Source organism: Demequina muriae (assembly GCF_030418295.1).
Classification (GTDB): Bacteria; Actinomycetota; Actinomycetes; order Actinomycetales; family Demequinaceae; genus Demequina; species Demequina muriae.
Map to the genome: position 1 here is coordinate 2,480,113 of NZ_JAUHQA010000001.1, position 24,372 is coordinate 2,504,484.

The 24,372-nt window shown below is 70.5% G+C and carries 22 protein-coding genes; 14 read left to right on the plus strand and 8 right to left on the minus strand.

All coding sequences use genetic code 11. The features are described from left to right. Positions 1 to 9 precede the first annotated feature (9 nt). Complete coding sequence (locus QQX02_RS11680) at positions 10 to 2,436, minus strand: DNA gyrase/topoisomerase IV subunit A (protein ID WP_301143276.1); 2,427 nt, start codon at positions 2,434 to 2,436, stop codon at positions 10 to 12. A gap of 119 nt (positions 2,437 to 2,555) precedes the next feature. Between QQX02_RS11680 and QQX02_RS11685 the strand changes: the two genes are divergently transcribed. Continuing rightward, positions 2,556 to 3,122: a DUF5998 family protein gene (locus QQX02_RS11685; RefSeq protein WP_301143277.1), complete on the plus strand. Its 567-nt coding sequence runs from the start codon at positions 2,556 to 2,558 to the stop codon at positions 3,120 to 3,122. Between the two features lie 35 nt (positions 3,123 to 3,157). Further along, a complete protein-coding gene (locus QQX02_RS11690) occupies positions 3,158 to 4,288 on the plus strand; it encodes an alkaline phosphatase family protein (protein ID WP_301143278.1) in 1,131 nt (376 codons plus the stop codon). 16 nt (positions 4,289 to 4,304) lie between these two features. Here QQX02_RS11690 and QQX02_RS11695 read toward each other — a convergent pair whose 3' ends face one another. Together QQX02_RS11695 and sepH are read right to left on the minus strand one after the other, a co-directional pair. Next, positions 4,305 to 5,129 carry an ABC transporter ATP-binding protein gene (locus QQX02_RS11695; RefSeq protein ID WP_301143280.1) on the minus strand — a complete coding sequence of 275 codons (825 nt, stop codon included), beginning with the start codon at positions 5,127 to 5,129 and terminating at the stop codon, positions 4,305 to 4,307. Between the two features lie 40 nt (positions 5,130 to 5,169). After that, positions 5,170 to 6,270: a septation protein SepH gene (gene sepH / locus QQX02_RS11700; protein WP_301143281.1), complete on the minus strand. Its 1,101-nt coding sequence runs from the start codon at positions 6,268 to 6,270 to the stop codon at positions 5,170 to 5,172. 88 nt (positions 6,271 to 6,358) lie between these two features. Here sepH and QQX02_RS11705 point away from each other — a divergent pair, with 88 nt between their 5' ends. From QQX02_RS11705 to QQX02_RS11725, 5 genes are all read left to right on the plus strand, one after another. Then, the gene (locus tag QQX02_RS11705) at positions 6,359 to 7,177 is read left to right on the plus strand and encodes an inositol monophosphatase family protein (protein WP_301143284.1); all 819 of its coding nucleotides are present in this window, start codon (positions 6,359 to 6,361) and stop codon (positions 7,175 to 7,177) included. Between the two features lie 115 nt (positions 7,178 to 7,292). After that, complete coding sequence (locus QQX02_RS11710; RefSeq protein WP_062133478.1) at positions 7,293 to 7,592, plus strand: DUF4193 domain-containing protein; 300 nt, start codon at positions 7,293 to 7,295, stop codon at positions 7,590 to 7,592. 13 nt (positions 7,593 to 7,605) lie between these two features. Further along, a complete protein-coding gene (gene dut / locus QQX02_RS11715; protein ID WP_301143291.1) occupies positions 7,606 to 8,061 on the plus strand; it encodes a dUTP diphosphatase in 456 nt (151 codons plus the stop codon). Beyond that, the gene (locus tag QQX02_RS11720; protein ID WP_301143292.1) at positions 8,058 to 8,330 is read left to right on the plus strand and encodes an OB-fold nucleic acid binding domain-containing protein; all 273 of its coding nucleotides are present in this window, start codon (positions 8,058 to 8,060) and stop codon (positions 8,328 to 8,330) included. The genes dut and QQX02_RS11720 overlap by 4 nt, the downstream gene beginning before the upstream one ends. Continuing rightward, a complete protein-coding gene (locus QQX02_RS11725) occupies positions 8,330 to 9,082 on the plus strand; it encodes a DUF3159 domain-containing protein (protein WP_301143294.1) in 753 nt (250 codons plus the stop codon). The genes QQX02_RS11720 and QQX02_RS11725 overlap by 1 nt, the downstream gene beginning before the upstream one ends. Here QQX02_RS11725 and QQX02_RS11730 read toward each other — a convergent pair. Both QQX02_RS11730 and QQX02_RS11735 read right to left on the minus strand, forming a co-directional pair. Then, complete coding sequence (locus QQX02_RS11730) at positions 9,000 to 9,686, minus strand: potassium channel family protein (RefSeq protein ID WP_301143296.1); 687 nt, start codon at positions 9,684 to 9,686, stop codon at positions 9,000 to 9,002. The genes QQX02_RS11725 and QQX02_RS11730 overlap by 83 nt on opposite strands. Further along, positions 9,683 to 10,348, minus strand: coding sequence for a potassium channel family protein (locus tag QQX02_RS11735; protein ID WP_301143297.1), 666 nt, complete (start codon positions 10,346 to 10,348; stop codon positions 9,683 to 9,685). Before QQX02_RS11735 ends, QQX02_RS11730 begins: the two co-directional genes overlap by 4 nt. Positions 10,349 to 10,389: 41 nt before the next feature. On the opposite strand from QQX02_RS11735, the gene QQX02_RS11740 reads away from it, so the two are divergent. The 4 genes from QQX02_RS11740 (at position 10,390) to dxs (ending at position 18,327) form a co-directional block, all read left to right on the plus strand. Next, positions 10,390 to 12,291, plus strand: coding sequence for an APC family permease (locus QQX02_RS11740; protein WP_301143298.1), 1,902 nt, complete (start codon positions 10,390 to 10,392; stop codon positions 12,289 to 12,291). After that, positions 12,288 to 13,502 (plus strand): class I SAM-dependent RNA methyltransferase, encoded by a 1,215-nt coding sequence (locus QQX02_RS11745; RefSeq protein ID WP_301143299.1) that lies wholly within the window; start codon positions 12,288 to 12,290, stop codon positions 13,500 to 13,502. Before QQX02_RS11740 ends, QQX02_RS11745 begins: the two co-directional genes overlap by 4 nt. A 65-nt stretch (positions 13,503 to 13,567) precedes the next feature. After that, on the plus strand, positions 13,568 to 16,399 hold the full coding sequence (locus QQX02_RS11750) for an aconitate hydratase (protein WP_301143300.1): 2,832 nt from the start codon (positions 13,568 to 13,570) through the stop codon (positions 16,397 to 16,399). Positions 16,400 to 16,470: 71 nt separating this feature from the next. Continuing rightward, the gene (dxs, locus tag QQX02_RS11755) at positions 16,471 to 18,327 is read left to right on the plus strand and encodes a 1-deoxy-D-xylulose-5-phosphate synthase (protein ID WP_301143301.1); all 1,857 of its coding nucleotides are present in this window, start codon (positions 16,471 to 16,473) and stop codon (positions 18,325 to 18,327) included. Between the two features lie 188 nt (positions 18,328 to 18,515). Here dxs and QQX02_RS11760 read toward each other — a convergent pair whose 3' ends face one another. Both QQX02_RS11760 and QQX02_RS11765 read right to left on the minus strand, forming a co-directional pair. Then, the gene (locus QQX02_RS11760) at positions 18,516 to 19,805 is read right to left on the minus strand and encodes an HRDC domain-containing protein (RefSeq protein WP_301143302.1); all 1,290 of its coding nucleotides are present in this window, start codon (positions 19,803 to 19,805) and stop codon (positions 18,516 to 18,518) included. After that, the gene (locus tag QQX02_RS11765; protein WP_301143304.1) at positions 19,802 to 20,362 is read right to left on the minus strand and encodes a DUF3000 domain-containing protein; all 561 of its coding nucleotides are present in this window, start codon (positions 20,360 to 20,362) and stop codon (positions 19,802 to 19,804) included. The genes QQX02_RS11760 and QQX02_RS11765 overlap by 4 nt, the downstream gene beginning before the upstream one ends. Before the next feature lie 104 nt (positions 20,363 to 20,466). On the opposite strand from QQX02_RS11765, the gene gnd reads away from it, so the two are divergent. The 3 genes from gnd to QQX02_RS11780 all read left to right on the plus strand — a co-directional run bounded on the left by gnd (position 20,467) and on the right by QQX02_RS11780 (position 23,579). Continuing rightward, on the plus strand, positions 20,467 to 21,903 hold the full coding sequence (gene gnd, locus QQX02_RS11770) for an NADP-dependent phosphogluconate dehydrogenase (protein WP_301143305.1): 1,437 nt from the start codon (positions 20,467 to 20,469) through the stop codon (positions 21,901 to 21,903). A gap of 5 nt (positions 21,904 to 21,908) precedes the next feature. Further along, complete coding sequence (locus QQX02_RS11775; RefSeq protein WP_301143307.1) at positions 21,909 to 23,138, plus strand: carboxylate--amine ligase; 1,230 nt, start codon at positions 21,909 to 21,911, stop codon at positions 23,136 to 23,138. Between the two features lie 105 nt (positions 23,139 to 23,243). Beyond that, the gene (locus QQX02_RS11780) at positions 23,244 to 23,579 is read left to right on the plus strand and encodes a hypothetical protein (RefSeq protein ID WP_301143309.1); all 336 of its coding nucleotides are present in this window, start codon (positions 23,244 to 23,246) and stop codon (positions 23,577 to 23,579) included. 29 nt (positions 23,580 to 23,608) lie between these two features. On the opposite strand, the gene QQX02_RS11785 is transcribed toward QQX02_RS11780, so the two are convergent. After that, positions 23,609 to 24,343 carry a dihydrofolate reductase family protein gene (locus tag QQX02_RS11785; RefSeq protein WP_301143311.1) on the minus strand — a complete coding sequence of 245 codons (735 nt, stop codon included), beginning with the start codon at positions 24,341 to 24,343 and terminating at the stop codon, positions 23,609 to 23,611. Between the last annotated feature and the right edge of the window lie 29 nt (positions 24,344 to 24,372).

Consider the following 24,372-nt stretch of genomic DNA (forward strand, 5'->3'; position numbering starts at 1 on the left):
GGGGTTCCGTCAGCCGATGCCGTGCACGGGGGCCTTCAGCGGCACGCCGGAGCCGTCCCGACGGCCAGGCTCCGCCGGCAGGTCGACCGGCTGGCCCGCACCCGATGTCGCGCGTGGGGGAGCGGTGCCCACCCACGCCAGCATCAAGGCGTCCTCGCCCTTCAGGAACCGGTGCGCGCGCACCCCGCCCGTCGCGCGGCCCTTGCCCGGGTACTCGGTGAAGGGGGTGACCTTCGCTGAGCCCGGCGTCGTGCCGGGCAGAGCCGTCGAGGAGCCCGCGATCGTGACGACCACCGCATCGGCCGGGCTGTCCACGACGCCGAAGTACACGGCACGCCGGCCCGGGGTCAGCTTGATCCCGCTGATGCCGCCACCCGACCGTCCTTGTGCGCGCACCTTCTCCGCGGCGAAGTGCAGCAGCGGGCCGTCATCGGCGACGAACACGAGCGTGGCATCGTCGGGCGCGAGCGCCGCCCCGACCACCACGTCGCCGTCCTGGAGCGCGATGGCTTCCCAGGCGTCCTTATTGGGCGCGGGCTCGGGCTTCACCCGCTTGACGATTCCGGCGGCCGTGCCGAGCGCCAGGGGAATCTCGGCGCTCAGCGGAACGAGAGTCACCGCCTCCTCGCCCTTGTCGAGCGTCACCAGTTCGGCGACGGGGCTGCCGCCTCCGAGTGACGGCGGCTCGCTGGTGGGGGCGAGAGCGGGGACCTCGAGCAGCGACAGCCGGAGGATGCGGCCCTGCGTGGTGACGACGCCCACGTCGGCGCGGGCCGATGCGGGGATGGCGGCGCGCAGCACGTCGTGGGAGCTGCGCCGGCCGTCGCGAGTGGGCAGCGTGTCGTCGGCGGTGCGGGCGACCAGCCCGGTCGCGGACAGCAGCGCGTAGCAGGGGGTGTCCTCCACCTCCAGGGGTGCGGCGGCCGATGCGCCAGGCGTAGAGGCGGCCGACGACACGACTCCCGCCTCGGCCAGCAGAATGGTGCGGCGCGGCGTGCCGTACTCCGCGGCGACGGCATCCATCTCGAGGCCGACGACCTCGCGCAGTCGGGTGGGGGACCCGAGGATCTCCTCCAGCTCGGCGATCTCGGCGAGCAGCTGCGACTTCTCGTTCTCGAGCTCGAGCCGCGAGAACTTGGTGAGGCGGCGCAGGCGCAGCTCGAGGATGTAGTCGGCCTGGATCTCGGAGAGGTCGAAGGCGGTGCGGAGGCGCTCGCGCGCCTCGCTCGCGTCCTCGGACGAGCGGATGATCTGGATGACATCGTCGATGTCGAGGATGGCGACCAGGAGACCGTCCACCAGGTGGAGGCGGTCGCGGCGGGCCTGCAGGCGGTGCTCGGAGCGGCGCTTGACGACCGCGATGCGGTGGTCCACCCAGACCTGCAGCATCTCCTTGAGGCCGAGCGTGCGGGGCTCACCGGCGACGAGGGCGACGTTGTTCATCGAGAACGACTCTTCGAGCGGCGTGACCTTGTAGAGCCGCTCGAGGACTGCTTCAGGATTGAAGCCGTTCTTGATCTCGATCACCAGGCGAAGGCCGTGCTTGCGGTCCGTGAGGTCCGTGACCGCGGTGACGCCCTCGAGCTTCTTCGCCGACACCGCGTCCTTGATCTTCTCGATCACCTTCTCGGGGCCCACCAGGTACGGCAGCTCGGTGACGACGATGCCTTGGCGGCGGGGCGTGACTTTCTCGATGCGGCTCGTCGCGCGCGTCTTGAACGCGCCCTTGCCGGTCTCGTAGGCCTGGCGCACACCGTCCAGACCGACGATCTTGCCGCCGCCGGGAAGGTCGGGGCCGGGGACGAACCGCATCAGCTCGTCGAGGTCCGCCTTGGGGTTGGCGAGCAGGTGGCGGGCCGCGGAGACGACCTCCACCAGGTTGTGCGGTGCCATGTTGGTCGCCATGCCCACCGCGATGCCGGAGGCGCCGTTGACGAGCAGGTTCGGGATCGCCGCGGGCAGCACCGACGGCTGGGTGAGCTTGTTGTCGTAGTTGGGGACCAGATCGACGACGTCCTCGTCGAGGTCCGCGAGCATCGACCGGGCGGCGGGCCCCATGCGGGCTTCGGTGTATCGCGATGCGGCGGGGCCGTCGTCGAGGGAGCCGAAGTTGCCGTGGCCGTCCACGAGCGGCAGCCGCAGGGAGAACGGCTGCGCCATGCGCACGAGTGCGTCGTAGATGGCAGTGTCGCCGTGGGGGTGCAGCTTTCCCATGACCTCGCCGACCACGCGCGAGGACTTCACATGGGCGCGGTCGGGGCGCAGGCCCATCTCGCCCATCGAGTAGATGATGCGCCGCTGGACGGGCTTGAGACCGTCGCGCGCATCGGGCAGGGCCCGCGAGTAGATGACCGAGTACGCGTACTCCAGGAACGACGTCTCCATCTCGGCGCTGACGTCGATGTCCGTGATGTGCGCATCGGGCGCGGCGGCCATGTCTCTCCTTGCAATCTGCGGTCGGGGGCTGCAGGCATTGTCGCGCCGCGCCCGCCCGCCACGGCGGTGCCACGCGGCGTGAGTGGTGACCCTGCCGGTGAAGTGGAAGAATAGCCGCCATGTCTCACACGCTCGACCAAGCGGTCGCCGTCGCCGGGTACTACCCGGCCCTCGCGAACTCCGTGCTCCGCACCGCGATCCGGGATGAGTCGGTGACCGCGCACTTCGTGCATGCCGAGACGACCTTCGACGACCGCGAGGTGCGCCGGCACATGACGGTCCTCGTCGTGACGGAGACCCGGCTCATCCGCGTCCACATGGACGACGGCTCGGGCCACAGCGCCGAGGGCGCGCACGAGGCCTCCGCGACTGTCGAGACGGCGCTGCTCGCCGGCATCTCGAACATGGCGATGACGCACGTCGTGCATCACCCCGAGAACTTCAGCGACGGCGACTCGCCCAGCGAACTCGTCCTGGCCGTCGGCTGGGGAGTCCACTCCCGCGTCGAGCTCGAGCCGGCGACGTGCGGCGACGAGAACTGCGACGCCGACCACGGGTACACGGGCGGCATCACCGGCGACGACACCCTGGTGCGGGTGAGCGCGATCGCCGACGGCGTGGAGACGGTCCGCGCTCTCGAGGACTTCGCGGCCACCCTGCAGCGCGCCATCGGGCCCCGCGGGTGAGCCGGGCGGCCGAGCTCGCCGCGCTCGGTCTGAGCATGCCCGACTACGGCGGGCGCGAGCTGGGAGCGGTGCTGCCGGCCGCGCTGTCGGCGATCGGCGCCGGTCACGTGGTGACCCACCGCGACGCTGACGCGGACCGCAAGCGGCTGGGCCTGGCCCCCGCGCGCCACGTGGTCGTGGTGCTGCTCGATGGACTCGGGCACCTGGGCCTGGAAGCGCGACGCGGTCACGCTCCCTTCCTGCGCTCGGCCGAGCAGGGGGTGATCACCGCCGGGTACCCCACCACGACGGCGGCGTCCCTGGCACTGTTCGGCACGGGGCAGCCGTCCGGTCGCACGGGGCTCACGGGCTATACCGCCCGCAACCCGCGCACGGGCGCCCTCGCGAACCTGGTGTCGTGGGAGGGGGCCTACGACGCTGTCGAGTGGCAGCGGCAGCCCTCGCTCCTCGAGAGTGCGGCCGCGGACGGGTTCTCGGTGACCACTCTGGGGCGGCGACGTTTCGCAGGCTCCGGACTCACTCAGGCGGTGCTGCGCGGCGGCCGCTTCGTCGGCGCCGAACGACTCTCGGAGCGCATCGACGTGGCGTTGGCCACCGCCCGCGCTCCCGGAGTGTCCTACTGCTACTGGGGCGAGATCGACGCCGCCGGTCACCAGCACGGCTGGGGCTCCGAGGAATGGGTGGCGGCGCTTGAGGACGCGGACCGCGAGCTGCGCCGGCTGGCGGCGGGTCTGCCGGCCGATGCGACCATGGTCGTCACCGCGGACCACGGCATGGTCGACGTGCCGGGCGCGGCCCGGTGGGACGTCGCGGACGAGCCCGCGCTGCGCGACGGCGTCGCTCTCATCGCAGGGGAGCCCCGCGCACTGCACGTCCACACGGTGCCCGGGGTCGACCCGGCGGAGGTCGCAGCACGCTGGCGCGAGACGCTCGCGGGCCACGCGATGGTGTGGACGCGCGCCGAGGCCCGTGAGGACGCGCTGTTCGGAGAGCTGCTCGACGAGGTGGCCGAGAGGGTCGGCGACGTCGTGGTCGCGATGGCGGGCAGGGCCATCGTCGTGGACTCGCGCACGCAGTCCGCCAAGTCGATGGCGCTGGTGGGCATGCACGGCTCGCTGACGCCGGACGAGCTCCAGGTGCCGTGGCTGGTCGTCGACGGCCCGTGATGGTCGCCGGACGCGCCTAGCCGGCCGATGCGGCGCGCGCGGTCCAGCGGCCGTTGGTCCGCGTGATCTCGATGGGGTGGGCGAAGGCCTCGCTGACGGCCGCCGAGGTGAGCACCGCGCCGGCATCACCTGACGCGACCACCCGGCCCTCGCGCAGCAGCATCGCGTGCGTGGTGGACGCAGGGAGCTCTTCGAAGTGGTGGGTCACGGTCACGGTGCCGAGCGCGGGGTGGGAGCGCGACAGTCCGTCGAGTGTGGTGAGCAGCTGCTCGCGTGCCGCGACATCCAGGCCGGTCGTGGCCTCGTCGAGAAGCAGCACCGCAGGGTCGGGCATCAGCGCCCGCGCGATGAGGGTCCTGCCACGTTCTCCTTGGGACATCGTGGACCACCGCAGCCCGCGGTCGGGATCGAGCCCGAACTGGGTGAGCAGCGCACGCGCGCGACTGGTCTGCTCGGGCGTCGGAGGCCAGCGAGGCACCAGCTCGAGCGTGCCCGTCGCCCCCGTGAGGACCACGGACATGGCATCCAACGCGCTCGTGAGCGGATGGCGTGACGTCACGAGACCCACGTGGGCGCGCAGTTCGCGCATGTCCACGCGGCCCAGCCGGTAGCCGAGCACGTCGACCGTGCCACGGCTGGGGTGAGCGGTCGCGGCCAGGAGCGAGATCAGTGTGGACTTGCCCGCGCCGTTCGGACCGATCAGCGCCCAGCGCTCGGCACGCCGGACGGTGAGGCTCACGTGGTCCAGGATCACGGTGTCTCCGCGCACGAACGTCGCGTCGTCGACGGTCAGCAGCGTGTCGGAGAGGCCATCGTGGTGCACCGCTGCGGGAGCGATCATGCGGGAAGGCCTGTCGCTGCCGTCGGTCTCGACGTGCGCGTCAGTCGTTCTTCGCGCCGAACACGATCTCGTCCCAGCTGGGGACCGAGGAACGCCCCTTGCGAGACGGCTTGGGCTCACCCGCGGGTGCGGACGGCGCGGAAGGCGCGGATGAGGACGGCGCATCCTCAGTGGGCGACTCGCCCCCATCGTCCGCAGACGACTGGTCACGGCGCGCAGAGCCCGCCGGGTGCGGCATCGTGCGTCCTGACTTGGGCGGCTGCGTGAAGCCCACCTCGGCCTCGCGCTTGCGCTGTGCCGGTCCGAAACCCTCGAACCCGCCGTCGTCGTCGAAGTCAGCGTCCTCGTCTGTCTCGACCGTGTCGCGGGTGCCGCGTCGCTCTTCCAGGTCCGCGAGCAACAGCTCCGTGGACGACGGGGCCGCGTCGTCACCCTCGGCCGAGTCAGTGGGCTCGGTGGCCACGGGCATGAGCGGACGCGATCGGTCCAGCGGAGCGTCGTCCTGCTCGGCTCGCACCGCGCTCAGGTGGCGCCGGGGGATCGGCACATCGAGAAGCTCCGTCTCCGTGAGCCACCGCGATTCGTCGTCCTGCGCCGTGACGGCCCGCGCCGTGTGGTCGAACTCCCACAGCGCGCGCACCTTGCGTCCGTCGACGGTGAAGTCGACTGCGACGAGCCACGGCTCGTCGATCTCCCGCCAGGCGTCCCACACGATCGCCTCGGGGTCGACGCCTCGGCTCGCAAGCCTGTCGGTGACAAGATCCGCGAGCACCGGCGCACCGCTGTCACGGCCGATGCGGGTGCCACGGGCGAGCTCCGCGATGTAGGCACGCTCGGCGAGCACGGGAGGCTCATACCGTTCGAGTGCCTCATACGGCTCGCCGGTCAGCTCGGCCAGTTCGTGCGCATCGAGCCCGCTGCGGATCCGCTGCTGGATCTCCTTGGGGCTCAGCGTGCTGGTGGCGCGCTCGTGGTCGTCATGCTGCGGGGCGGGGGCATCGACGCGTGCGCGGGGACGCGTGAGCGCCACCGTGCGTCGAAGCTCATCGGTCAGCGGAAGCTCGAACTCGTCGCCGGTCTCCGTCGCGACGACGAGATGGCCGCCGTCTTCGCCAGCGCGCACCAGGGACAGTCGAATCATGGCCTCAGCCTGCCACGCACGGGGACGCTTCGCAGGATGCCGCGCCCGGCGAGCCTCCGGAGCACGGGCGTGCGGCACGATGGGAGGCATGACCACTCCCGACGCCCTGATGCACGTGGCGCGCGCCCTCGCGCAGGAGACTGCGACCCTCATCATCGACGGCCGCAGCGAGGCCGAGGTCGCGGCCACCAAATCGAGCCCGATCGACATTGTGACCCAGATGGACCTCAAGGCGGAGCGACTGCTGCGCGATCGCCTCGCCGAGCTGCGCCCGCACGACGCGATCCTCGGCGAGGAGGGTGACGACGTGCCGGGCACGTCGGGCATCACGTGGGTCCTCGACCCGATCGACGGGACCGTCAACTACCTCTACGGGCTGCCGCATTTCGCGGTGTCGGTGGCGGCCGTCAGCGGTGACCCGACGCCGCAGACGTGGACGCCGCTCGCGGGAGCGGTGTGCGACGGCAGCGGGGTGATGTGGTCGGCCAGTCGCGGCGGGGGAGCGTGGCGCAACGCGCAGCCGCTGCTGCGGACGGCGGCGCCCTCGCTCGACGGCACGCTCCTGGGGACCGGCTTCCAGTACGTCGCGGAGCAGCGCGTGCGCCAGGGCGAGATCGTCACCGGCATGCTGGGACGGGTGCGGGACATCCGCAGGCTGGGCGTCGCAGCCGTCGACCTGTGTCTCGTGGCCGCAGGTCATCTCGACGCCTATTACGAGCACGGGCTGCATCCGTGGGACTTCGCTGCGGCTGCCCTGATCGCTCAGGAGGCGGGGGTTCGGGTGGCCGGAATCGACGGCGGGCCGCCCGACGGGAGGCTGACGATCGCTGCCATGCCGGCCGTGTGGGACGAGCTCGCGGAGGCCCTGATCGAGGCCGGTGCGGACCGCTCCTGGGGCGCGCCCTGACCCAGGAGTCGCTTTCGGCGGATTTTTGATGCACAATGCGTGCGCTCGGAGGGAACAAAACCACCGGCATGTGCATTGAGTACTCACACACCACCGGTGAAGGGACTACTGCCTGATGGCAACCGATTACGACGCACCTCGCAAGACCGACGACGAGGTCTCGGCAGACTCCATCGAGGAGCTGAAGGCCCGCCGCAATGACAAGACGTCGGGGGTCGTCGACGAGGACGAGGCTGAAGCGGCCGAGGGATTCGAGCTGCCTGGCGCGGATCTGTCCGGCGAAGAGCTCTCCGTTCGCGTACTTCCTGCTCAGCAGGACGAGTTCACGTGCATGTCGTGCTTCCTCGTCCACCACCGCAGCCAGCTCGCGACGTTCAAGAACGACCAGCCGATCTGCTCGGAGTGCGCGGCCTGACGGTCGGGTCACGATGACGCCTCTCGACGTGCTTGTCAGCACGACGGACCCTGATGTTCCGCTGCCGGTGTACTCCCACCCGGGAGACGCCGGCGCGGACATCACCACACGCATCGACGTCGACCTCGCGCCGGGCGAACGCGCGACCGTCCCGACGGGGCTGCGCATCGCGCTGCCCGCCGGCTTCGCCGCCTTCGTGCACCCTCGTTCCGGACTCGCGTCTCGGCACGGCGTGACGATCGTGAACGCTCCCGGCACCGTCGACGCCGGCTACCGAGGCGAACTCGCGGTGACCCTCCACAATACCGACGCGCACGAGACTGTCTCGCTGCGCCGCGGCGACCGCATCGCCCAGTTGGTGATTCAGCGCGTCGAGCACGCCTCGTTCGTCCCCGTCGAGACCCTTCCCGGCTCTCACCGTGGCGAGGGCGGCTTCGGGTCGACAGGCACAGGGGCCGGGTCACCGTGATCGCCCAGGCGACCCCGATCTCCGACCTGCAGCCGCGCGCGATGGCCGCCATCGCGGGGCGCATCGTGTCGATCCAAGTGGAGCCGCGGGACGCTGCTCCCAAGCTCACCGCGCGAGTCGACGACGGCACCGGCCGCGTCGAAGCCATCTTCATGGGCCGGCGTGCGATCGCCGGCATCGAACCGGGCGCGCGCATCCGCCTCGAGGGCCGCGTCTGCGCCACCGACGCGCTGCCCCGGCTGTACAACCCCCGATTCGAGCTCGGCTGATGACCCAGCGGCACGAGCCGGATCGCGAGGCCGCGACGGAGCCCGCGATGGCAGCTGACACGGATTCCCTCAACGAGCCCGCCATGGTGGCGTCCGGAAAGTCGTCACGCGTCGCACAGCTGGTCTCGGGCGACGAGTTCTCGCTGGCCGATGCGATGGGTGGCTGGCGCGGCTTCGTCGAGTCCGCGGCGCCCGGCGTGGTGTTCGTGGTGGCGTATCTCGGCTGGGGAGGCTTCCGCATCCCCGTGATCGCCTCCGTGGCCACCGTGCTGGTCATGGTGGTCGTGCGGCTGGTGCAGCGCTCGAGCATCCAGCAGGCGCTGTCGGGTGTGTTCGGCGTGGCTCTGGGCGCGGTCTGGGCCTGGCGCTCGGGGGACGCGGGGGGCTACTTCGTGCCGGGCCTCTGGATCAACGTCGCGTACGCGGCCGGCACCCTGATCTCGATGGCCGTGCGGTGGCCCCTCGTCGGCATCGTGATGGGCCTGCTCAAGGGATGGGGGACGTCGTGGCGGCGCGACCCGCGTTCGATGCGCGCGATGCAGTGGGCGACGGCGATCATCGCCGCGGTGTTCCTCCTGCGCCTCGCCGTGCAGGTGCCGCTGTACCTCGCGGACGCGATCGCCGCGCTCGGCACCGCGAAGCTCGCCATGGGAGTGCCGCTGTTCGCGCTCAGTCTGTGGGCGGTGTGGCTCCTGGTGCGGTCCGCAGCACCCGATCAAGCGCCTCAGGATCCGCCTCAGCCGACACGATGAACAGCAGTTCGTCGCGCGCCTCGAGCGTGTCGGCGGGCGACGGCGCGATGGTGCGATCGCCGCGCACGATGCAGGACAGCACCGTCTCGCTGGGCCAGTCGATCTCGCGGACGGTCGCCCCGACGACGGGGGCATCCGTGGGCAGGGTCACCTCGATGATGGACGCCCCGGACTGGTGGAAGGTGAAGACCTTCACCAAGTCGCCGATCGCCACCGCCTCCTCGACCATCGCGGTCATGATGCGTGGCGTCGACACCGCGACGTCCACGCCCCACTGAGCGTCGTACATCCACTCGTTCCGGGGGTTGTTGACGCGCGCGACGGTGCGGGGCACCCCGAACTCGGTCTTCGACAGGAACGACACGACGAGGTTGGCCTTGTCGTCGCCGGTGGCGGCGACCACCACATCCATGCCCTCGGTGGCGGCCTCGCGCAGGGCGGCCATCTCGCACGCGTCCGCCAGCATCCACTCGGCCTCCGCCACCTGCGCGACGCGCATGGCGGAAGGGTTGTGGTCCATGAGGAGCACCTCGTGGCCATGATCGAGGAGGTCGCGGGCGATGGACCGTCCCACGGAGCCGGCACCGGCGATCAGCACCTTCACGATTCGCCTCCAGGGGCACGCGACAGGACGCGTTGGGCACGGGCGCCCACGGCGTCGGGCACGACGAAGTAGATCTCGTCGCCGGACTGCACCGGCGACGTCGGCGTGGGAAGCACACCCTCCGAGAAGCGCACGAGGTAGGCGACGCGTGTGCCGGTGGCCGCCTCGAGGTCCTTGATCGGCTGGCCGACCCAGCCGCCGTGATACGCCAGCCGGCGCACCGCCACGGCCGCCGAGGAGTCCACGTAGACGTCGTCAGACCCTCCTGGCAGCAGCCGCGACACGATCTGCGCGCTGGTCCATGGCACCGGCGCCACCGTGGGGATGCCGAGCCTGCGGTACACCTCGGCGCGGCCCGAGTCCGAGATCCGCGCGACGACGTTCGCGACACCGTACGTCTCGCGCACCACCCGCGCGGCAAGGATGTTGGAGTTGTCGCCCGATGACACGGCGGCGAATGCGTACGCATCCTCGACGCCGGCCGAGACGAGAGTCTCGCGGTCGAATCCGATGCCGGTGATCTTCTGGCCCTGGAAGTCGGAGGGCAGTCGGCGGAACGAGTCGCCAAGACGGTCGATCACCGCGACGGAATGGCCACGCGACTCGAACTCCGACGCGAGCGCGGCGCCAGTGCGGCCGCAGCCCATGATCACGATATGCACGAGACCCCACGCTATACCCGTCCGGCCTAGGATGGTGCGACGTGCGACGTATTCTCGAAGGACTGCGCCGGCTGGCCTTTGGCCAGCCGATCGCTACCGACGCGCTGGCACCGATGCAGCTGCGGACCAGACTTGCGTTGCCGGTGTTCGGCGCAGGCATCCTTTCTGCGGTCGCGTATGCGCCCGATGCGGTGGTGGACGCCCTTCGCCAGGGCAGTCAGCAAGGCGCCATTCCCTTCATGGCCGGCGGCGTCGTTCTCATCATGCTGCTGCTCGGCCTGGCCTACTGGTCGAATGTGCGGACCAGGCCCGATGCGCTCGGCGACTACGGCACGGTCCGCGACCTGCTGGGTCGCAAGGCCGGCGTGGTCACCGGAGCCGCGCTGCTGGTCGACTACCTGTTCACCGTGGCCGTGTCCGTCGCCGCCGTCACTCAGCTGATCGCGTACCTGATCCCATCAGCACGGGAGTGGGTGTCGCTCATCGGCGTCGCCTTGCTCGCCGTCATGACGCTCGTCGCCCTGCGGGTCATCCGCGACCGCGCCAGGGTGCTGCTGGCGGTGTGGTTCGGCTTCCTCATCGTCGTCGCGCTCATGCTGATCTTCGGCGTGGCGCGCCTGGGTGCGGACACCGCATCGCCGATCCCTGCGAACCCGCCCACCACCTGGGCCATCCTCGTCGCCTACGCCGGCGCGATCTCCTCCGGCGCCGTGATGGTGACGGGCATCGAGCACCTGGCCTCGGCGGGCCCCAACCACGCGGAGCCGCGTGGGCGCCGCGCAGGACGCACGCTGGTGATCGCGGTCGCGGCCTCGGCCGCCGCGTTCTTCGCCGTGGCCCTGCTGTCGTGGATGTACCGCATCACGGGCTGGGCGGACGGCCCCATCCTGCTGCAGACCGTCGACCAGGTCTTCCGCCAGCCCTGGGTGATCTGGGCGGTGGCGCTCTCCGCCGCCGCACTGCTGTACGCCGCCGCATCGGCCGTCTTCCGCCGCTTCTCAAGCCTCGCGGAGAGCCTCGCGAAGGATGCCTACCTGCCTCGCCAGCTGTCGATGAAGAACGACAGGCTCGTGCTGCGCGGCGGCATCTTCATCGTGGCCAGTGCCTCGGCGCTGGTGGTGGTGCTGTCCGGGGCGAACGTCGAGACTCTCATCCACATGTACGTCGTGGGAGTGTTCGCGTCGATCGTGCTGAGCCAGGTCGCCATGATGCGTCACTTCACGAACCGGCTGGCGCTCGCGACCGATGCGGCCTCACGCCTGCGCCACTCGGCGTCGCGGGCGCTGCACGCGACCGCCGCGGTGGTCGCCGCACTGGTGTGGATCGTCGTCGCGGTCTTCAACTTCTTCAACGGCGCGTGGTTCGCCATCGTCCTGATCGTCGGTCTCGTGGTGCTCATGCACAAGATCAACCGCCACTACGCCGCGGTGCGCCAGGACGTCCGTCTCACCGCGAAGGACAAGGCGGTCGCGCTGCCCAGCGCCACCCACGGCGTGGTGCTCGTCGCGCAGCTCCACCGGCCCGCCGTGCGTGCGCTCGCGTACGCCAAGGCGGCGCGTCACTCGACGCTCGAGGCCGTGGGCGTGCAGATCGAGCCGGCGGCCGCCAAGGAGCTGCAGGACCGCTGGGGCGAGATCGACGCCGGCATCCCCTTGGTGATCCTCGACTCGCCGTATCGGGACCTGGTGGAGCCGGTGATGGCGCACGTGCGCTCCATCCATCGGCGCAGCCCGCGCGATGTGGTCGTGGTCTACGTGCCGGAGTACATCGTGGGACGCTGGTGGGAGACCTTCCTGCACAACCGCGCCACACGGCGACTGCGCGCCCAGCTCCTGGAGCTCGAGGGCGTGGTCGTCTCCGCGGTGCCGTGGCACCTCGCATCCGCGCGGGACCGCCGCGCCGACGAAGAGGCGCCACCCACCCCCCACGAGGAGTTGCCGTGACCGATCTCATCGACCTCGAGGTGGGCGCACCCGCCCATGGCGGTCACTGCGTGGCCCGCTACGAGGGCCGCGTGGTCTTCGTGCGCCACGCGCTGCCGGGCGAGACGGTGCGGGCACGGCTCACCGAATCGGGCGCCGATGCGCGCTTCTGGCGGGCCGACGCCGTCGAGGTCGTCGACGCCTCTCCTGACCGTGTCGACTCGGTCTGGCCGGAGGCCGGTCCGGGAGGGGTCGGCGGGGGAGAGCTCGCTCACGTGTCCCTGGCCGGTCAGCGGGCGTGGAAGCTGGCGGTGCTGCGCGAGTCCTTCGAGCGCTTCGCGAGCCTGGACTACCCCGGGGACGTGCTGTCCGTGCCTGCCGCTCTGGGTCGCGGGGACGACGAGGAGACGGGACTGGGCTACCGCACGCGGGTGAGCGCCATCGCGAATGCTGAGGGCGACGCGGCCATGCATCTGCACCGGTCGCGCGAGGTGCGCGCGCTCGCATCGATGCCCCTCGCATCGGCCGCGCTCGAGAAGACGCTCATCGAGGGGCGCTTTCCGGCCCGCTCGAGGATCGCGATCGCCGAATCGTCGACCGGCGAGCTGCGCGTGCTGGCCGACGGCGTCCCGTGGCGAGCAGGGAAGCTCGACAAGCGCCCGAACGCGCCGCGGGCCGTGCATGAGCACGTGGCCGTGGGGGAGCGGTCGTGGGACTTCCGGGTCGACGCCGCGGGGTTCTGGCAGGTGCACCGCGACGCGCCCGCCGTGCTCGTGACCGAAGTGCTGCAGCGCGTGGGTGACGCGGAGCGCGTCGCCGACCTGTACTCGGGCGCCGGACTCCTGTCGGTGCCGCTCGCCGAGGGCGGACGCGAGGTGGTCGCGATCGAGTCTGACGATGACGGTGCTCGCGCGGCACGACGCAACGCCCACGCGGCGCCGTCGCTGCGCGTGATCCACGGTGACGTGCGACTCTCGCTCGCCGAGGGTCTGGGCGAACTCGACGCCGTGGTGCTCGACCCGCCGCGCAGCGGCGCCGGAGCGGCGACGATCGCCGCCCTTGCCGACACGGGAGTGCCACGCGTGGTCTACGTGGCGTGCGATCCGGTGGCGCTCGCCCGCGACGTCGCGCTCTTGAACGGCCACGGCTACGACCTCGTCGACGCGTCGGCGGTGGACCTGTTTCCCATGACCCACCATGTCGAGACGATGGCGACCTTCGAGCGTCGCTGACCGCCGCATCGGCCGTCCGCTTGTGGCCGATAGACTGGACATCAGACTGCTACGGAGGAGAGTGCATGAGCGAGAACACGCTGGGAGCGAAGGCCACGCTGGACGTGGACGGCACGGGCTACGAGATCTACCGCCTCGACGCGGTGCCCGGACTGGAGAAGCTCCCATACTCGCTCAAGGTCCTCGCGGAGGCGCTGCTGCGCACCGAGGATGGCAAGAACATCACCGCGGACCACGTGCGCGCCCTCGCCCAGTGGGACTCCAAGGCGTCCCCCAGCACCGAGATCCAGTTCACGCCCGCCCGCGTGGTCATGCAGGACTTCACCGGGGTTCCCTGCGTCGTCGACCTCGCGACGATGCGTGAGGCAGTGGTGGAGCTCGGCGGCGATCCGTCGGTCATCAACCCGCTCGCGCCGGCCGAGATGGTCATCGACCACTCCGTCGTCATCGACGTGTTCGGCAGCCACGACGCACTGCAGCGCAACACCGACCTCGAGTACGAGCGCAACCGCGAGCGCTACCAGTTCCTCCGCTGGGGCCAGACGGCATTCGACAACTTCAAGGTCGTGCCGCCCGGCACCGGCATCGTCCACCAGGTGAACCTCGAGTACCTCGCGCGCGGCGTGATGACTCGCGAGATCGACGGTGTGACCCAGGCGTACCCGGACTCGTGCGTGGGCACCGATTCGCACACGACCATGATCAACGGCCTCGGCGTGCTCGGCTGGGGAGTGGGCGGCATCGAGGCCGAGGCCGCGATGCTGGGCCAGCCGGTGTCGATGCTGATCCCCAAGGTCGTCGGCTTCAAGCTGTCCGGGGAGATCCCCGCCGGTGCGACCGCGACCGACGTGGTGCTCACCATCACCGAGATGCTCCGTCAGCACGGCGTGGTCGGCAAGTTCGTCGAGTTCTACGGCGACGGCGTGGGCGCAGTGCCGCTCGCGAACCGCGCGACCATCGGTAACATGTCGCCCGAGTTCGGCTCGACCGCGGCGATCTTCCCCATCGACGGCGTGACGATCGACTACCTGCGGCTCACGGGTCGCTCGGACGAGCAGGTCGCGCTGGTCGAGGCGTACTGCAAGGAGCAGGGCATGTGGCACGACCCCTCGGCCGAGGGGTACGTCGAGCCGGTGTTCTCCGAGTACCTCGAGCTCGACCTGTCGTCGGTGGTGCCGTCGATCGCCGGCCCCAAGCGTCCGCAGGACCGCATCGCGCTGACGGACGCCAAGACGTCGTTCGGCCGCTCGATCCTGGACTACGTGAACCACGACGAGCAGGAGACGCACGGGCTCGACGAGTCGGTCGAGGAGACGTTCCCCGCCTCGGACCCGATCGCCGCCGAGGCTCATGCAGGCGACGCACCCGAGCCGCGCGAAGGAACGTCCGAGGACCACCGGCCGCGCCCGCACAAGCGCGTGCCCGTGACCATGGCCGACGGCACCGCCACCGAGCTGGATCACGGCGCGGTCGTCATCGCGTCCATCACGTCGTGCACCAACACCTCGAACCCGTCGGTGATGCTCGCGGCGGCGCTGCTGGCACGCAACGCCAACGCGCGCGGCCTCGCGGTGAAGCCGTGGGTCAAGACGTCGATGGCGCCGGGCTCGAAGGTCGTGACGGACTACTACGAGAAGGCCGGGCTGTGGCCCGACCTCGAGGCGCTCGGCTTCCACCTGGTGGGCTATGGATGCACGACGTGCATCGGCAACTCGGGCCCGCTTCCGGACGAGGTCTCGCAGGCGGTCAACGACCACGACCTGTCGGTGGTCTCGGTGCTCTCCGGCAACCGCAACTTCGAGGGTCGCATCAACCCCGACGTGAAGATGAACTACCTCGCGTCGCCGCCGCTGGTGATCGCGTATGCGCTCGCCGGCACGATGGACCACGACTTCGACGCCGAGCCGTTGGGCACGGACTCCGAGGGCAATGACGTCTTCCTCAAGGACATCTGGCCCGATGCGACCGAGGTCGAGAGCATCGTCCAGTCCTCAATCAACCAGGGCATGTTCACGTCGGGCTACGAGGACGTCTTCGCCGGCGACGAGCGCTGGACCGGCCTCCCCACGCCGGACGGCAAGACCTTCGAGTGGGCCGAGGACTCGACCTACGTGCGCAAGCCCCCGTACTTCGAGGGGATGAACAAGGACCCCGAGCCCGTCGCCGACATCGCCGGCGCGCGAGTGCTGGCGCTGCTGGGCGACTCGGTCACCACCGACCACATCTCGCCCGCGGGTGCGATCAAGCCCGACAGCCCTGCCGGCCGGTACCTCGCTGAGAACGGCGTGGAGCGTCGCGACTTCAACTCCTACGGCTCGCGCCGCGGCAACCACGAGGTGATGATCCGCGGCACGTTCGCGAACATCCGCCTGAGGAACCTGCTGCTGGCCGACGAGAACGGCGGCGCGGGCGTCGAGGGCGGCTTCACACGCAACCTCCTCACGGGCCAGCAGGACTCGATCTACGACGCGGCTCAGGCCTACGCTGCGGAGGGCATTCCGCTCGTGGTGCTGGCGGGCAAGGAGTACGGCTCCGGCTCGTCCCGCGACTGGGCGGCCAAGGGCACCAGCCTGCTCGGCGTGCGCGCCGTCATCACGGAGAGCTTCGAGCGGATCCACCGGTCCAACCTCATCGGCATGGGCGTGCTGCCGCTTCAGTTCCCGGAGGGGCAGTCCGCTGCGTCGCTGGGACTGGACGGCACCGAGACGTTCGACATCGTGGGCGTCGCGGCGTTCAGCGCCGGCGAGCACCCCGAGACCCTGCCCGTGAAGGCCACCAAGGCCGACGGCGGCGTCGTCGAGTTCGACGCGCTGGTGCGCATCGACACCCCTGGTGAGGCTGACTACTTCCGCAACGGCGGCATCCTCCAGTACGTGCTGAGGTCGCTCGTCGCGTGACCGCGAGGGCGCCGCGAGGCGCCTCGGCGGCACGTAGAGTGGTGTGACGAAAAGTACCCGAAGGAGGGCCTGTGCTGGAGCGCATCGCGTCGCCGGCGGACCTGCGCGGGCTCACCTACGGGGAGCTCGACGCGCTCGCGGAAGAGATCCGCGACTACCTGGTCTCGTCCGTGTCGCTGACCGGCGGGCACCTGGGCCCGAACCTCGGGGTCGTCGAGCTGACGCTCGGCCTTCACCGGGTGTTCCAGTCGCCGCATGACACCCTGGTCTTCGACACCGGACACCAGTCGTACGTCCACAAGCTGCTGACCGGCAGGCAGGACTTCTCCGACCTGCGCAAGCGCGGGGGCCTGGCGGGCTACCCGTCCCGCGCCGAGTCGGAGCACGACGTGGTGGAGAACTCGCACGCATCCACCGCGCTGTCGTGGGCCGCAGGGATCGCGCGTGGCCGCACGCTCGCGGGAGAGACCGACCGCACGACCGTGGGCGTCATCGGCGACGGAGCGCTCACCGGCGGCATGGCCTGGGAGGCACTGAACTCGCTGGCCGATGCGCACGACCGCGTGGTCATCGTCGTGAACGACAACGGTCGCTCGTACGCGCCCACCATCGGTGGCCTCGCCCGCAAGCTCGACGGCATTCGCATCAACCCCCGCTACGAGCAGTTCCTCGGCTGGGGCAAGCGCACGTTCGAGAACCGCGGGCCGTGGCGCAACTTCGCCTACCGGACCGTGATGCACGGCAAGCGCGCCGTCAAGGGCCTGATCACCGAGCCAGGAATGTTCGACGACCTGGGGCTGAAGTATGTGGGCCCGGTCGACGGCCACGACCTCCGTCAGGTCGAGGCCGCACTGACCGCGGCCCGCGACTTCGGCGCTCCGGTGATCGTGCACGTGCTCACGGAGAAGGGTCGCGGGTACACCCCGGCCGAGGAGGACGTCGCTGATCGGTTCCACGCCGTGGGTCGCATCCACCCTGAGACCGGCCTGCCCGTCAAACCCAGCCGGTTCGGCTGGACCAAGGTCTTCGCCGAAGAGATCGTCGCCGTCGGACGCGAGCGGGAGGACGTGGTGGCGCTCACCGCGGCCATGCTCGCGCCCGTGGGACTCCAGCCGTTCGCGGACGAGTTCCCCGAACGCGTGATCGACGTGGGCATCGCCGAGCAGCACGCGGTGACCAGCGCCGCAGGTCTCGCGTTCGCTGGACGACACCCGGTGGTCGCGGTCTACGCGACGTTCCTCAATCGCGCGTTCGACCAGGTGCTGATGGATGTGGCACTCCACGGCGCCGGCGTCACGTTCATGCTCGACCGTGCCGGCATCACCGGAGACGACGGCCCCAGCCACAACGGCATGTGGGACATGGCGCTGCTGCGTCACGTGCCAGGCCTGCGCCTGGCGGCTCCCCGGGACGCTCCGACCATGCGCCGGGCCTTCCGCGAGGCGCTCGACGTCAACGATGCGCCCACCGTGGTGCGCTATCCCAAGGGCCCCGTGGGGGATGATCTGCCCGCCGTGCGCTCCATCGGAGACCTGGATGTGCTGGCGGAGCACGGCGCGGAACCGCAGGTCATCGTCGTGGGCCTGGGGTCCATGGCGCCCACCGCGATCGACGCCGCAGAGAAGATCGCGGCCGGCGGCGTGAGCGTCACCGCGATGACGGCGACATGGGTCCATCCCGTGCCCGCCGGCCTGGTGGACGCGCTCGGCGACGCCTCACTCGTCGTCACCATCGAGGATGGGCTGGCAGACGCCGGCATCGGCGAGGAGTGGGCTGCTGCGGCACGGACCGCGGGGCACGACGCCCGGTGGATGCACCGGGGGGTTCCGCGCGAGTTCCTCCAGCACGCCGCGCGCGACCAGATCGTCGAGCAGGTGGGCCTGGACGCGTCAGCGATCGCCGACGACGTGGTGGCCGCGCTGGCCTGACCGCTGGGCCCACGCACGGCGGACTGCTGACGCACACGCATCGGCCGCATGCGAGGCCGGGCCCCGCATCGGGCCTCTCGCGCTTTGACTGCGAACCATTTCTCCTGCGACACGCAGGCGATCACGGTCCTCTGCGTTCGGCAGTGCGGCGTGTCGGCCGAATAGTGGTTCGCAGTTGAAGGCGTGGGCTACTCGGAGGGCTCGGACTCCGCCTCTGCGGCCAGATGATCCTCGGCGTCCTCGAACGCCTCCGCCAGCAGTGGTGCCATCAGCTCGATCTGCCACGCCCGCGCGCCGCGACCGCGGAGGAAGTCGCGAATCCACTCCTCGCCGCCGGAGCGGTACTCCCAGCAGCAGCGCCGCAGCGCATCGGGCTGCAGCAGGTTCTCGGCCGGAATCTGGAGCCTGTCGGAGTCTGCGGCGACGACGTCGCGGGCGAACGTGAGCCGCGCCGCGGCGTCGGGACGCTTGTCCTTCCACATGCGCGGCTGCGGCGGGCCGTCGCCACGAGGGCCTCGCTTCGCAGGAAGCTGTGACTCAGGGAGCGCCATCGCCGCCTCGATCGCGGTGTACCAGTGCGCAGCGCGCCGCTTGGTGCCCTTGGACTGCCACTCCCGGATCTTCACGAGCTCGTCGAGGCTCCGGGGCTTGGCCTGCGCAGCCGCGACGATCGCGACATCGCGGAGGACCCGGCCCGGCGAGATGTCCCGATGCTGAGCGTCCTGCTCTCGCGCCTCCCACAGAGACTTGACGATCGCCAGTCCTCGCTGGTCGCGCACCTGTGCGGAGCCCGAAGTGCGACGCCACGGGTCGACGCGGGGCTCGGCCGGGGGAGCGTTGCGGACGGCCTCGAACTCCTCGCGCGCCCACGCGAGCTTGCCCGCGGCCTCGAGGTGCGCGTACAGGCCGTCGCGCAGTTCGAGCAGCACCTCGACGTCGAGCGCCGCATAGGTGAGCCACGCCGGCGGGAGGGGACGGGTGGACCAGTCCTGCGCAGAGTGCTCCTTGGCGAGAGAGAAGCCGAGCTCGCGCTCGACGACGGCGGCGAGGCCCACCTTGGGCCACCCCAGCAGCCGTGCCGCCAGCTCGGTGTCGAAGACCGACGCCGGGGTGAGCCCCAGGTCGCGCATGCCGGGAAGGTCCTGGCTGGCTGCGTGGAACACCCACTCGGCATCACCGAAGGCGTCGTTCAGGATCGACAGGTCCGACACCGCGTCGGTGTCGATCAGCGCGATCCCGGCGCCCTCGCGCTTGAACTGCGCGAGGTAGGTCGCCTGACCATAGCGAAAGCCCGATGCGCGCTCGGCGTCCGCGGCGATGGGTCCGGTTCCTGCCGCGAACCGCTCCGCCATCTCGGCGAGGGCCTCGGGTGTCTCGATCACGTCGGGGACGCCTCCGGCCGGGGTGCGCAGCGGCGTCGGAGTGGCCTCCTCCTCTCCTGCACCCTCGGTGAGGTCGTCGTTCTGCTCGTCGGTCATCGGTCTCCTCCTGGCAGCGCGGTCACGCCCTCCGGAACGGGGGGAACGCCGGCGCATGACGCCATCAGCTCAGTCCACGCGGCGATGTGGGGTCCGAGGTCGGTGTCGGTGGGGGTCCAGGACACGCGCAACTCGACCTGGACCTCGGACGGGCGGGTGGCGAGCTCGCCGAAGGACTCGTTCACGGTCTTCGTCACGGTGCCGCCGCTCGCGCGGTGCGGGACCGTCTGCAACGCGTCGTCGAGCCACGACCACGCGGCCTGCGCCCACAGGTCGTCGGCGCCCACTTCGGCATCGACCTGTGCCTTCACCAGCGCGACCACCCGGAACACCCCTTCCCACGCATCCTGACCCTCAGGATCGTGCAGCACCACGAACCGCCCGCTGGCCTCGGCGTCCCGTGCGGTGAGGTGGCCGTCGATCGCGGCCGCGAACGGCGCGATGCGCGACGGTGCGGGCGTCTCGGTGAGCACCACGTCTCGCCGCGTGCGCGCGTGCGCGAGCGACCGCAAGGCCTCTTGGAATGCCGGCGGCGCCGATGCGAGATCGCGGGCCATGCCCACGAGCCTAGGTGCGCGAGAGCAACGCCCCAGGTTCGCCACGCGGCGACCCTCTACTAGGCTGGCATCCGTACCCCGACACCCACCAGAAGGACCCTCCCATGGCACTTGCTCAGATCGGTGTGACCGGACTTGCGGTGATGGGCCGCAACCTGGCCCGCAACTTCGCCCGCAACGGCTTCACCGTGGCGGTGCACAACCGCTCGGCGCAGAAGATGCACTCGCTGATCGAGGACCACGGCGACGAGGGCACGTTCATCGGGTCCGAGTCGCTCGAGGAGTTTGTCGCTTCCCTGGAGACGCCGCGCAAGGTGGTCGTCATGGTCCAGGCCGGTGGCCCCACTGACGCAGTGATCGACGCGCTGGTGCCGCTGCTGGACCAGGGGGACATCATCGTGGACGCGGGCAACGCCCTGTACACCGACACCATGCGGCGGGAGAAGGACCTCGCGTCCAAGGGCCTCCACTTCGTGGGCTCCGGCGTGTCAGGCGGCGAGGAGGGTGCACTTCTCGGCCCGTCCATCATGCCCGGCGGTCCCGCCGAGTCGTACGTCACGCTCGGCCCGATCCTCGAGAAGATCGCCGCCAAGGCAGAGGACGGCACCCCGTGCTGCGTGCACATCGGCCCCGACGGCGCCGGTCACTTCGTGAAGATGGTCCACAACGGCATCGAGTACGCGGACATGCAGCTCATCGGCGAGGCGTACGACCTGCTGCGCCAGGGGCTCGACCTTGAGCCTGCAGAGATCGCAGACATCTTCGCGGAGTGGAACCAGGGCGACCTGGAGTCCTTCCTCATCGAGATCACCGCCGAAGTGCTGCGTCAGACCGACGCCCGCACCGGCAAGGCGCTCGTGGACGTCATCAAGGACGAGGCCGGGCAGAAGGGTACTGGCCGCTGGACAGTCAAGTCCGGCCTCGATCTTGGCGTGCCGATCACCGGAATCGCCGAGGCCACGTTCGCGCGCGCCATCTCGTCGCAGGTCGCGCAGCGTCAGGCCGCCCGGGGCGTGCTCGCAGGCGATGCGCAGGAGTTCGCGTTCGAGAGCCGCGACGCCTTCATCGAGGACGTGCGCCTTGCGCTGTACGCCTCGAAGGTGGTCGCCTACGCCCAGGGCTTCGACCAGATCCGTGCCGCCTCGGACGAGTACGACTGGGACATCGCGCTCGGCGACATGGCGAAGATCTGGCGCGAGGGCTGCATCATTCGCGCCCGCTTCCTGGATCGCATCACCGAGGCCTTCGAGCGCGACGCCGCACTCTCCAGCCTGCTCGTCGACCCGTACTTCGTCGACGAGGTCGCCGGCAGCGTGGCGGCATGGCGCCGAGTGGTCGCGCAGTCCGCGCTCACGGGCGTGCCTGCCCCTGCCTTCGCCTCGTCGCTCGCGTACTACGACTCGCTGCGCGCCGAGCGCCTGCCCGCCGCGCTGATCCAGGGTCAGCGCGACTTCTTCGGGGCGCACACGTACAAGCGCGTCGACGCCGAGGGAACCTTCCACACGCTGTGGTCGGGGGACCGCTCCGAGGTCGAGGCCTGAGCACTGTGACGCAGCGCCCGGTCGTTCCCGTCGTCGTCGGCGGTGACATCGGGGCGTACGCGCTGCTGAGGGCGTTCCACGACCAGCTCGGCACCCGCGGCGTCGTCGTCTCCCGGATCCAGACGCGTCCCTTTGCGCGGACGCGCATCGCGGACGTGCGCATCGCCGATGTCGAGGATGCCGATGCGCTGGTCGAGTCACTCGTGACGCTCGCCCAGGAGCGGGCAGGCGAGCGGCTGGTGCTGCTGTCGAACGCCGACTGGTACGTCGAGACCATCATCCGCGCCCGCGACCGCCTCGCTCCGCACTATGAGATCCCCATGTGCTCCCTCGAGGCGTTCGAGCGGGTGTCCTCCAAGGAGGCCTTCCAGGCGGACTGCGACGCACTCGGCATCCCCGTGCCGCAGACGGTTCCCGTGCGCTTCGTCGACGGCGTGCCGGTGCCCGACGGCGAACTGGACGCGCTGACCTACCCCGTGATCGGCAAGGCCAGCTCGTCGGCGGAGCATCACTACGCCGAGTACGCGGGCAAGAAGAAGGTCCAGCACCTCGAGACGCGAGGCGAGGTCGATGACCTCCTCTCCCGGATCGCGGGCTCCGGCTTCACCGGCACGTACCTGCTGCAGGAGTTCATCCCTGGCGACGAGACGCAGATGCGCTCCCTGACCGCGTATCGCGACGCCCAGGGCGTGGTGACGATGCTGTGCACCGGGAGGGTGCTGCTCGAAGAGCACACCCCTGGCACGCTCGGGATTCCGGCGGCCATCCTCACCGAGCCGTACACGGACGCGATGGACGCCATGGAGCGCTACCTGGAACGGGTGGACTACCGGGGCTTCGCCAACGCGGACTACAAGCGCGACCCGCGCACAGGCGAGCATGTGTTCTTCGAGGTCAACCCGCGCATCGGCCGCAACAACTGGTACGCGACCGCAGCAGGCGCCGACCCGGCGGGACATGTGATGGCCGACATCGACGGTGAGCCCCGCGAGCAGCTGCGCGCCACGCGCGAGGTGCTCTACTCGGTGGTCCCGCTGCGACTGCTCACGCGCTACCTGCTCGATGTCGACCTGCGAGCGCGCGTGGTGCGGGCGGCCAAGCGCGGCATCGCCCGCCCGTTGCACAACCCGGCGGACGCGTCGCCGCGCAGGCGAGCCGTGATCGCGGCCCTGACACTGAACTACCGACGCAAGTATCGTGAGCACTACCCGAAGCCGACGCCCACGGGACACTAGGGTCGTGCGTCAGCCACGTCGGGCGGCGCCATTGGGGGCTTCACGGACTGGCACTCACGAGGGCCTCGGAGCGCCGTCGCTTCTTGAGAATGTGGGGGCACGACGATGGGTCGACGCGTGATGCGCACGGCTCTCACCGCGGTGGTGGTGGCAGAGACGCTGAGTGGCTGCGTCTTCTCCTACGATGCGGCTCACCCCGCGCTCGGCTACATCAACAGTTTCGATCAGCCCGTCACCGTCATCATCGAGGGAACTGACCCCGAGATCGAGACGCCAATCCCGGGCCAGCGTTCCAGCGACACCCTCCTGAGCGAGTGCGTGGGGACGGCGATCAGGGTGGAGACGGTCGACGGCGCGCTCCTCGGTCGCATCGAAGAGCAGGCGTGCCCCGGCTGGGTGGTGACGATCACCAAGGACGGCAACGTGGAGTACCGAGAGTAGTCGTCCACGACGGCAGTGCAGGCGGCGCGTCAGCGGGGCGCGACCCACCGCTCCATCTCGAACGGTCCTCCGGCGAGCCGATGCGCGAGCCGCAGCCTCGCGGGCACGTCCGGCACTCGCTTCGCGCCAGGGTCGCCGTCGACGTCCGCGGTGGTCACGCAGAACTCGTCGATGAGGCCGCGTTCGAGCATGCGCGCTGCGAGCGTCGGCCCGCCCTCGCACAGCACGCGCGTGAGCCCCCTCGACCCGAGCTCGCGCAGCAGCGTTCGCGGGGAGATGTCGGTGCCTCCGGCCTCGATCACCTGCGAGGCCCACGGCCCGCCGAGCGCAGCAGCGCGGGATCCCGAGACGGTCACGATCCATGTGGTCGCGGGAGTGAGCCCGGGCGGCAGAATGCCCGATCTGGTCACGATCGCCAGGTGGGGGCGGGGAGCTCTCAGTGAGGTCCGGGTGGCGGTCAGCGCCGCCGGCAGGTCGATGTCGCCGTACCGTTCGCGCCGTGCGGTCTGCGCGCCGACCAGCACCACGTCCGCCACCGACCGGAGCGTCCGCAGGATGCGGAGATCCTCGGGCCCGGTGAGGGTGCCGGAGGAGCCGTCGGGGCCGGCGCACCGACCGTCGCGCGAGCGGATGAGCCCCAATCGCACGGTTCCGGGCCGGTGCGCGTAGAGGGCGCGCATCTCGCCCTCGGCGGGGTCAGGCGCGATGTCGTCTCCCGCGGGCTCGATGCGCCGCAGCGTCGTCGCCCTGTCTGGCTCCGTCACCGGCTCTCCTGTCCTACGGCGGCCTGTCG

Coding starts and splice junctions, on each gene's coding strand:
- QQX02_RS11680 (WP_301143276.1), bottom strand. CDS start 2,436: ATGGCCGCCGCGCCCGATGCGCACATCACGGACATCGACGTCAGCGCC.
- QQX02_RS11685 (WP_301143277.1), top strand. CDS start 2,556: ATGTCTCACACGCTCGACCAAGCGGTCGCCGTCGCCGGGTACTACCCG.
- QQX02_RS11690 (WP_301143278.1), top strand. CDS start 3,158: ATGCCCGACTACGGCGGGCGCGAGCTGGGAGCGGTGCTGCCGGCCGCG.
- QQX02_RS11695 (WP_301143280.1), bottom strand. CDS start 5,129: ATGATCGCTCCCGCAGCGGTGCACCACGATGGCCTCTCCGACACGCTG.
- sepH (WP_301143281.1), bottom strand. CDS start 6,270: ATGATTCGACTGTCCCTGGTGCGCGCTGGCGAAGACGGCGGCCATCTC.
- QQX02_RS11705 (WP_301143284.1), top strand. CDS start 6,359: ATGACCACTCCCGACGCCCTGATGCACGTGGCGCGCGCCCTCGCGCAG.
- QQX02_RS11710 (WP_062133478.1), top strand. CDS start 7,293: ATGGCAACCGATTACGACGCACCTCGCAAGACCGACGACGAGGTCTCG.
- dut (WP_301143291.1), top strand. CDS start 7,606: ATGACGCCTCTCGACGTGCTTGTCAGCACGACGGACCCTGATGTTCCG.
- QQX02_RS11725 (WP_301143294.1), top strand. CDS start 8,330: ATGACCCAGCGGCACGAGCCGGATCGCGAGGCCGCGACGGAGCCCGCG.
- QQX02_RS11750 (WP_301143300.1), top strand. CDS start 13,568: ATGAGCGAGAACACGCTGGGAGCGAAGGCCACGCTGGACGTGGACGGC.
- QQX02_RS11760 (WP_301143302.1), bottom strand. CDS start 19,805: ATGACCGACGAGCAGAACGACGACCTCACCGAGGGTGCAGGAGAGGAG.
- QQX02_RS11765 (WP_301143304.1), bottom strand. CDS start 20,362: ATGGCCCGCGATCTCGCATCGGCGCCGCCGGCATTCCAAGAGGCCTTG.
- gnd (WP_301143305.1), top strand. CDS start 20,467: ATGGCACTTGCTCAGATCGGTGTGACCGGACTTGCGGTGATGGGCCGC.
- QQX02_RS11780 (WP_301143309.1), top strand. CDS start 23,244: ATGGGTCGACGCGTGATGCGCACGGCTCTCACCGCGGTGGTGGTGGCA.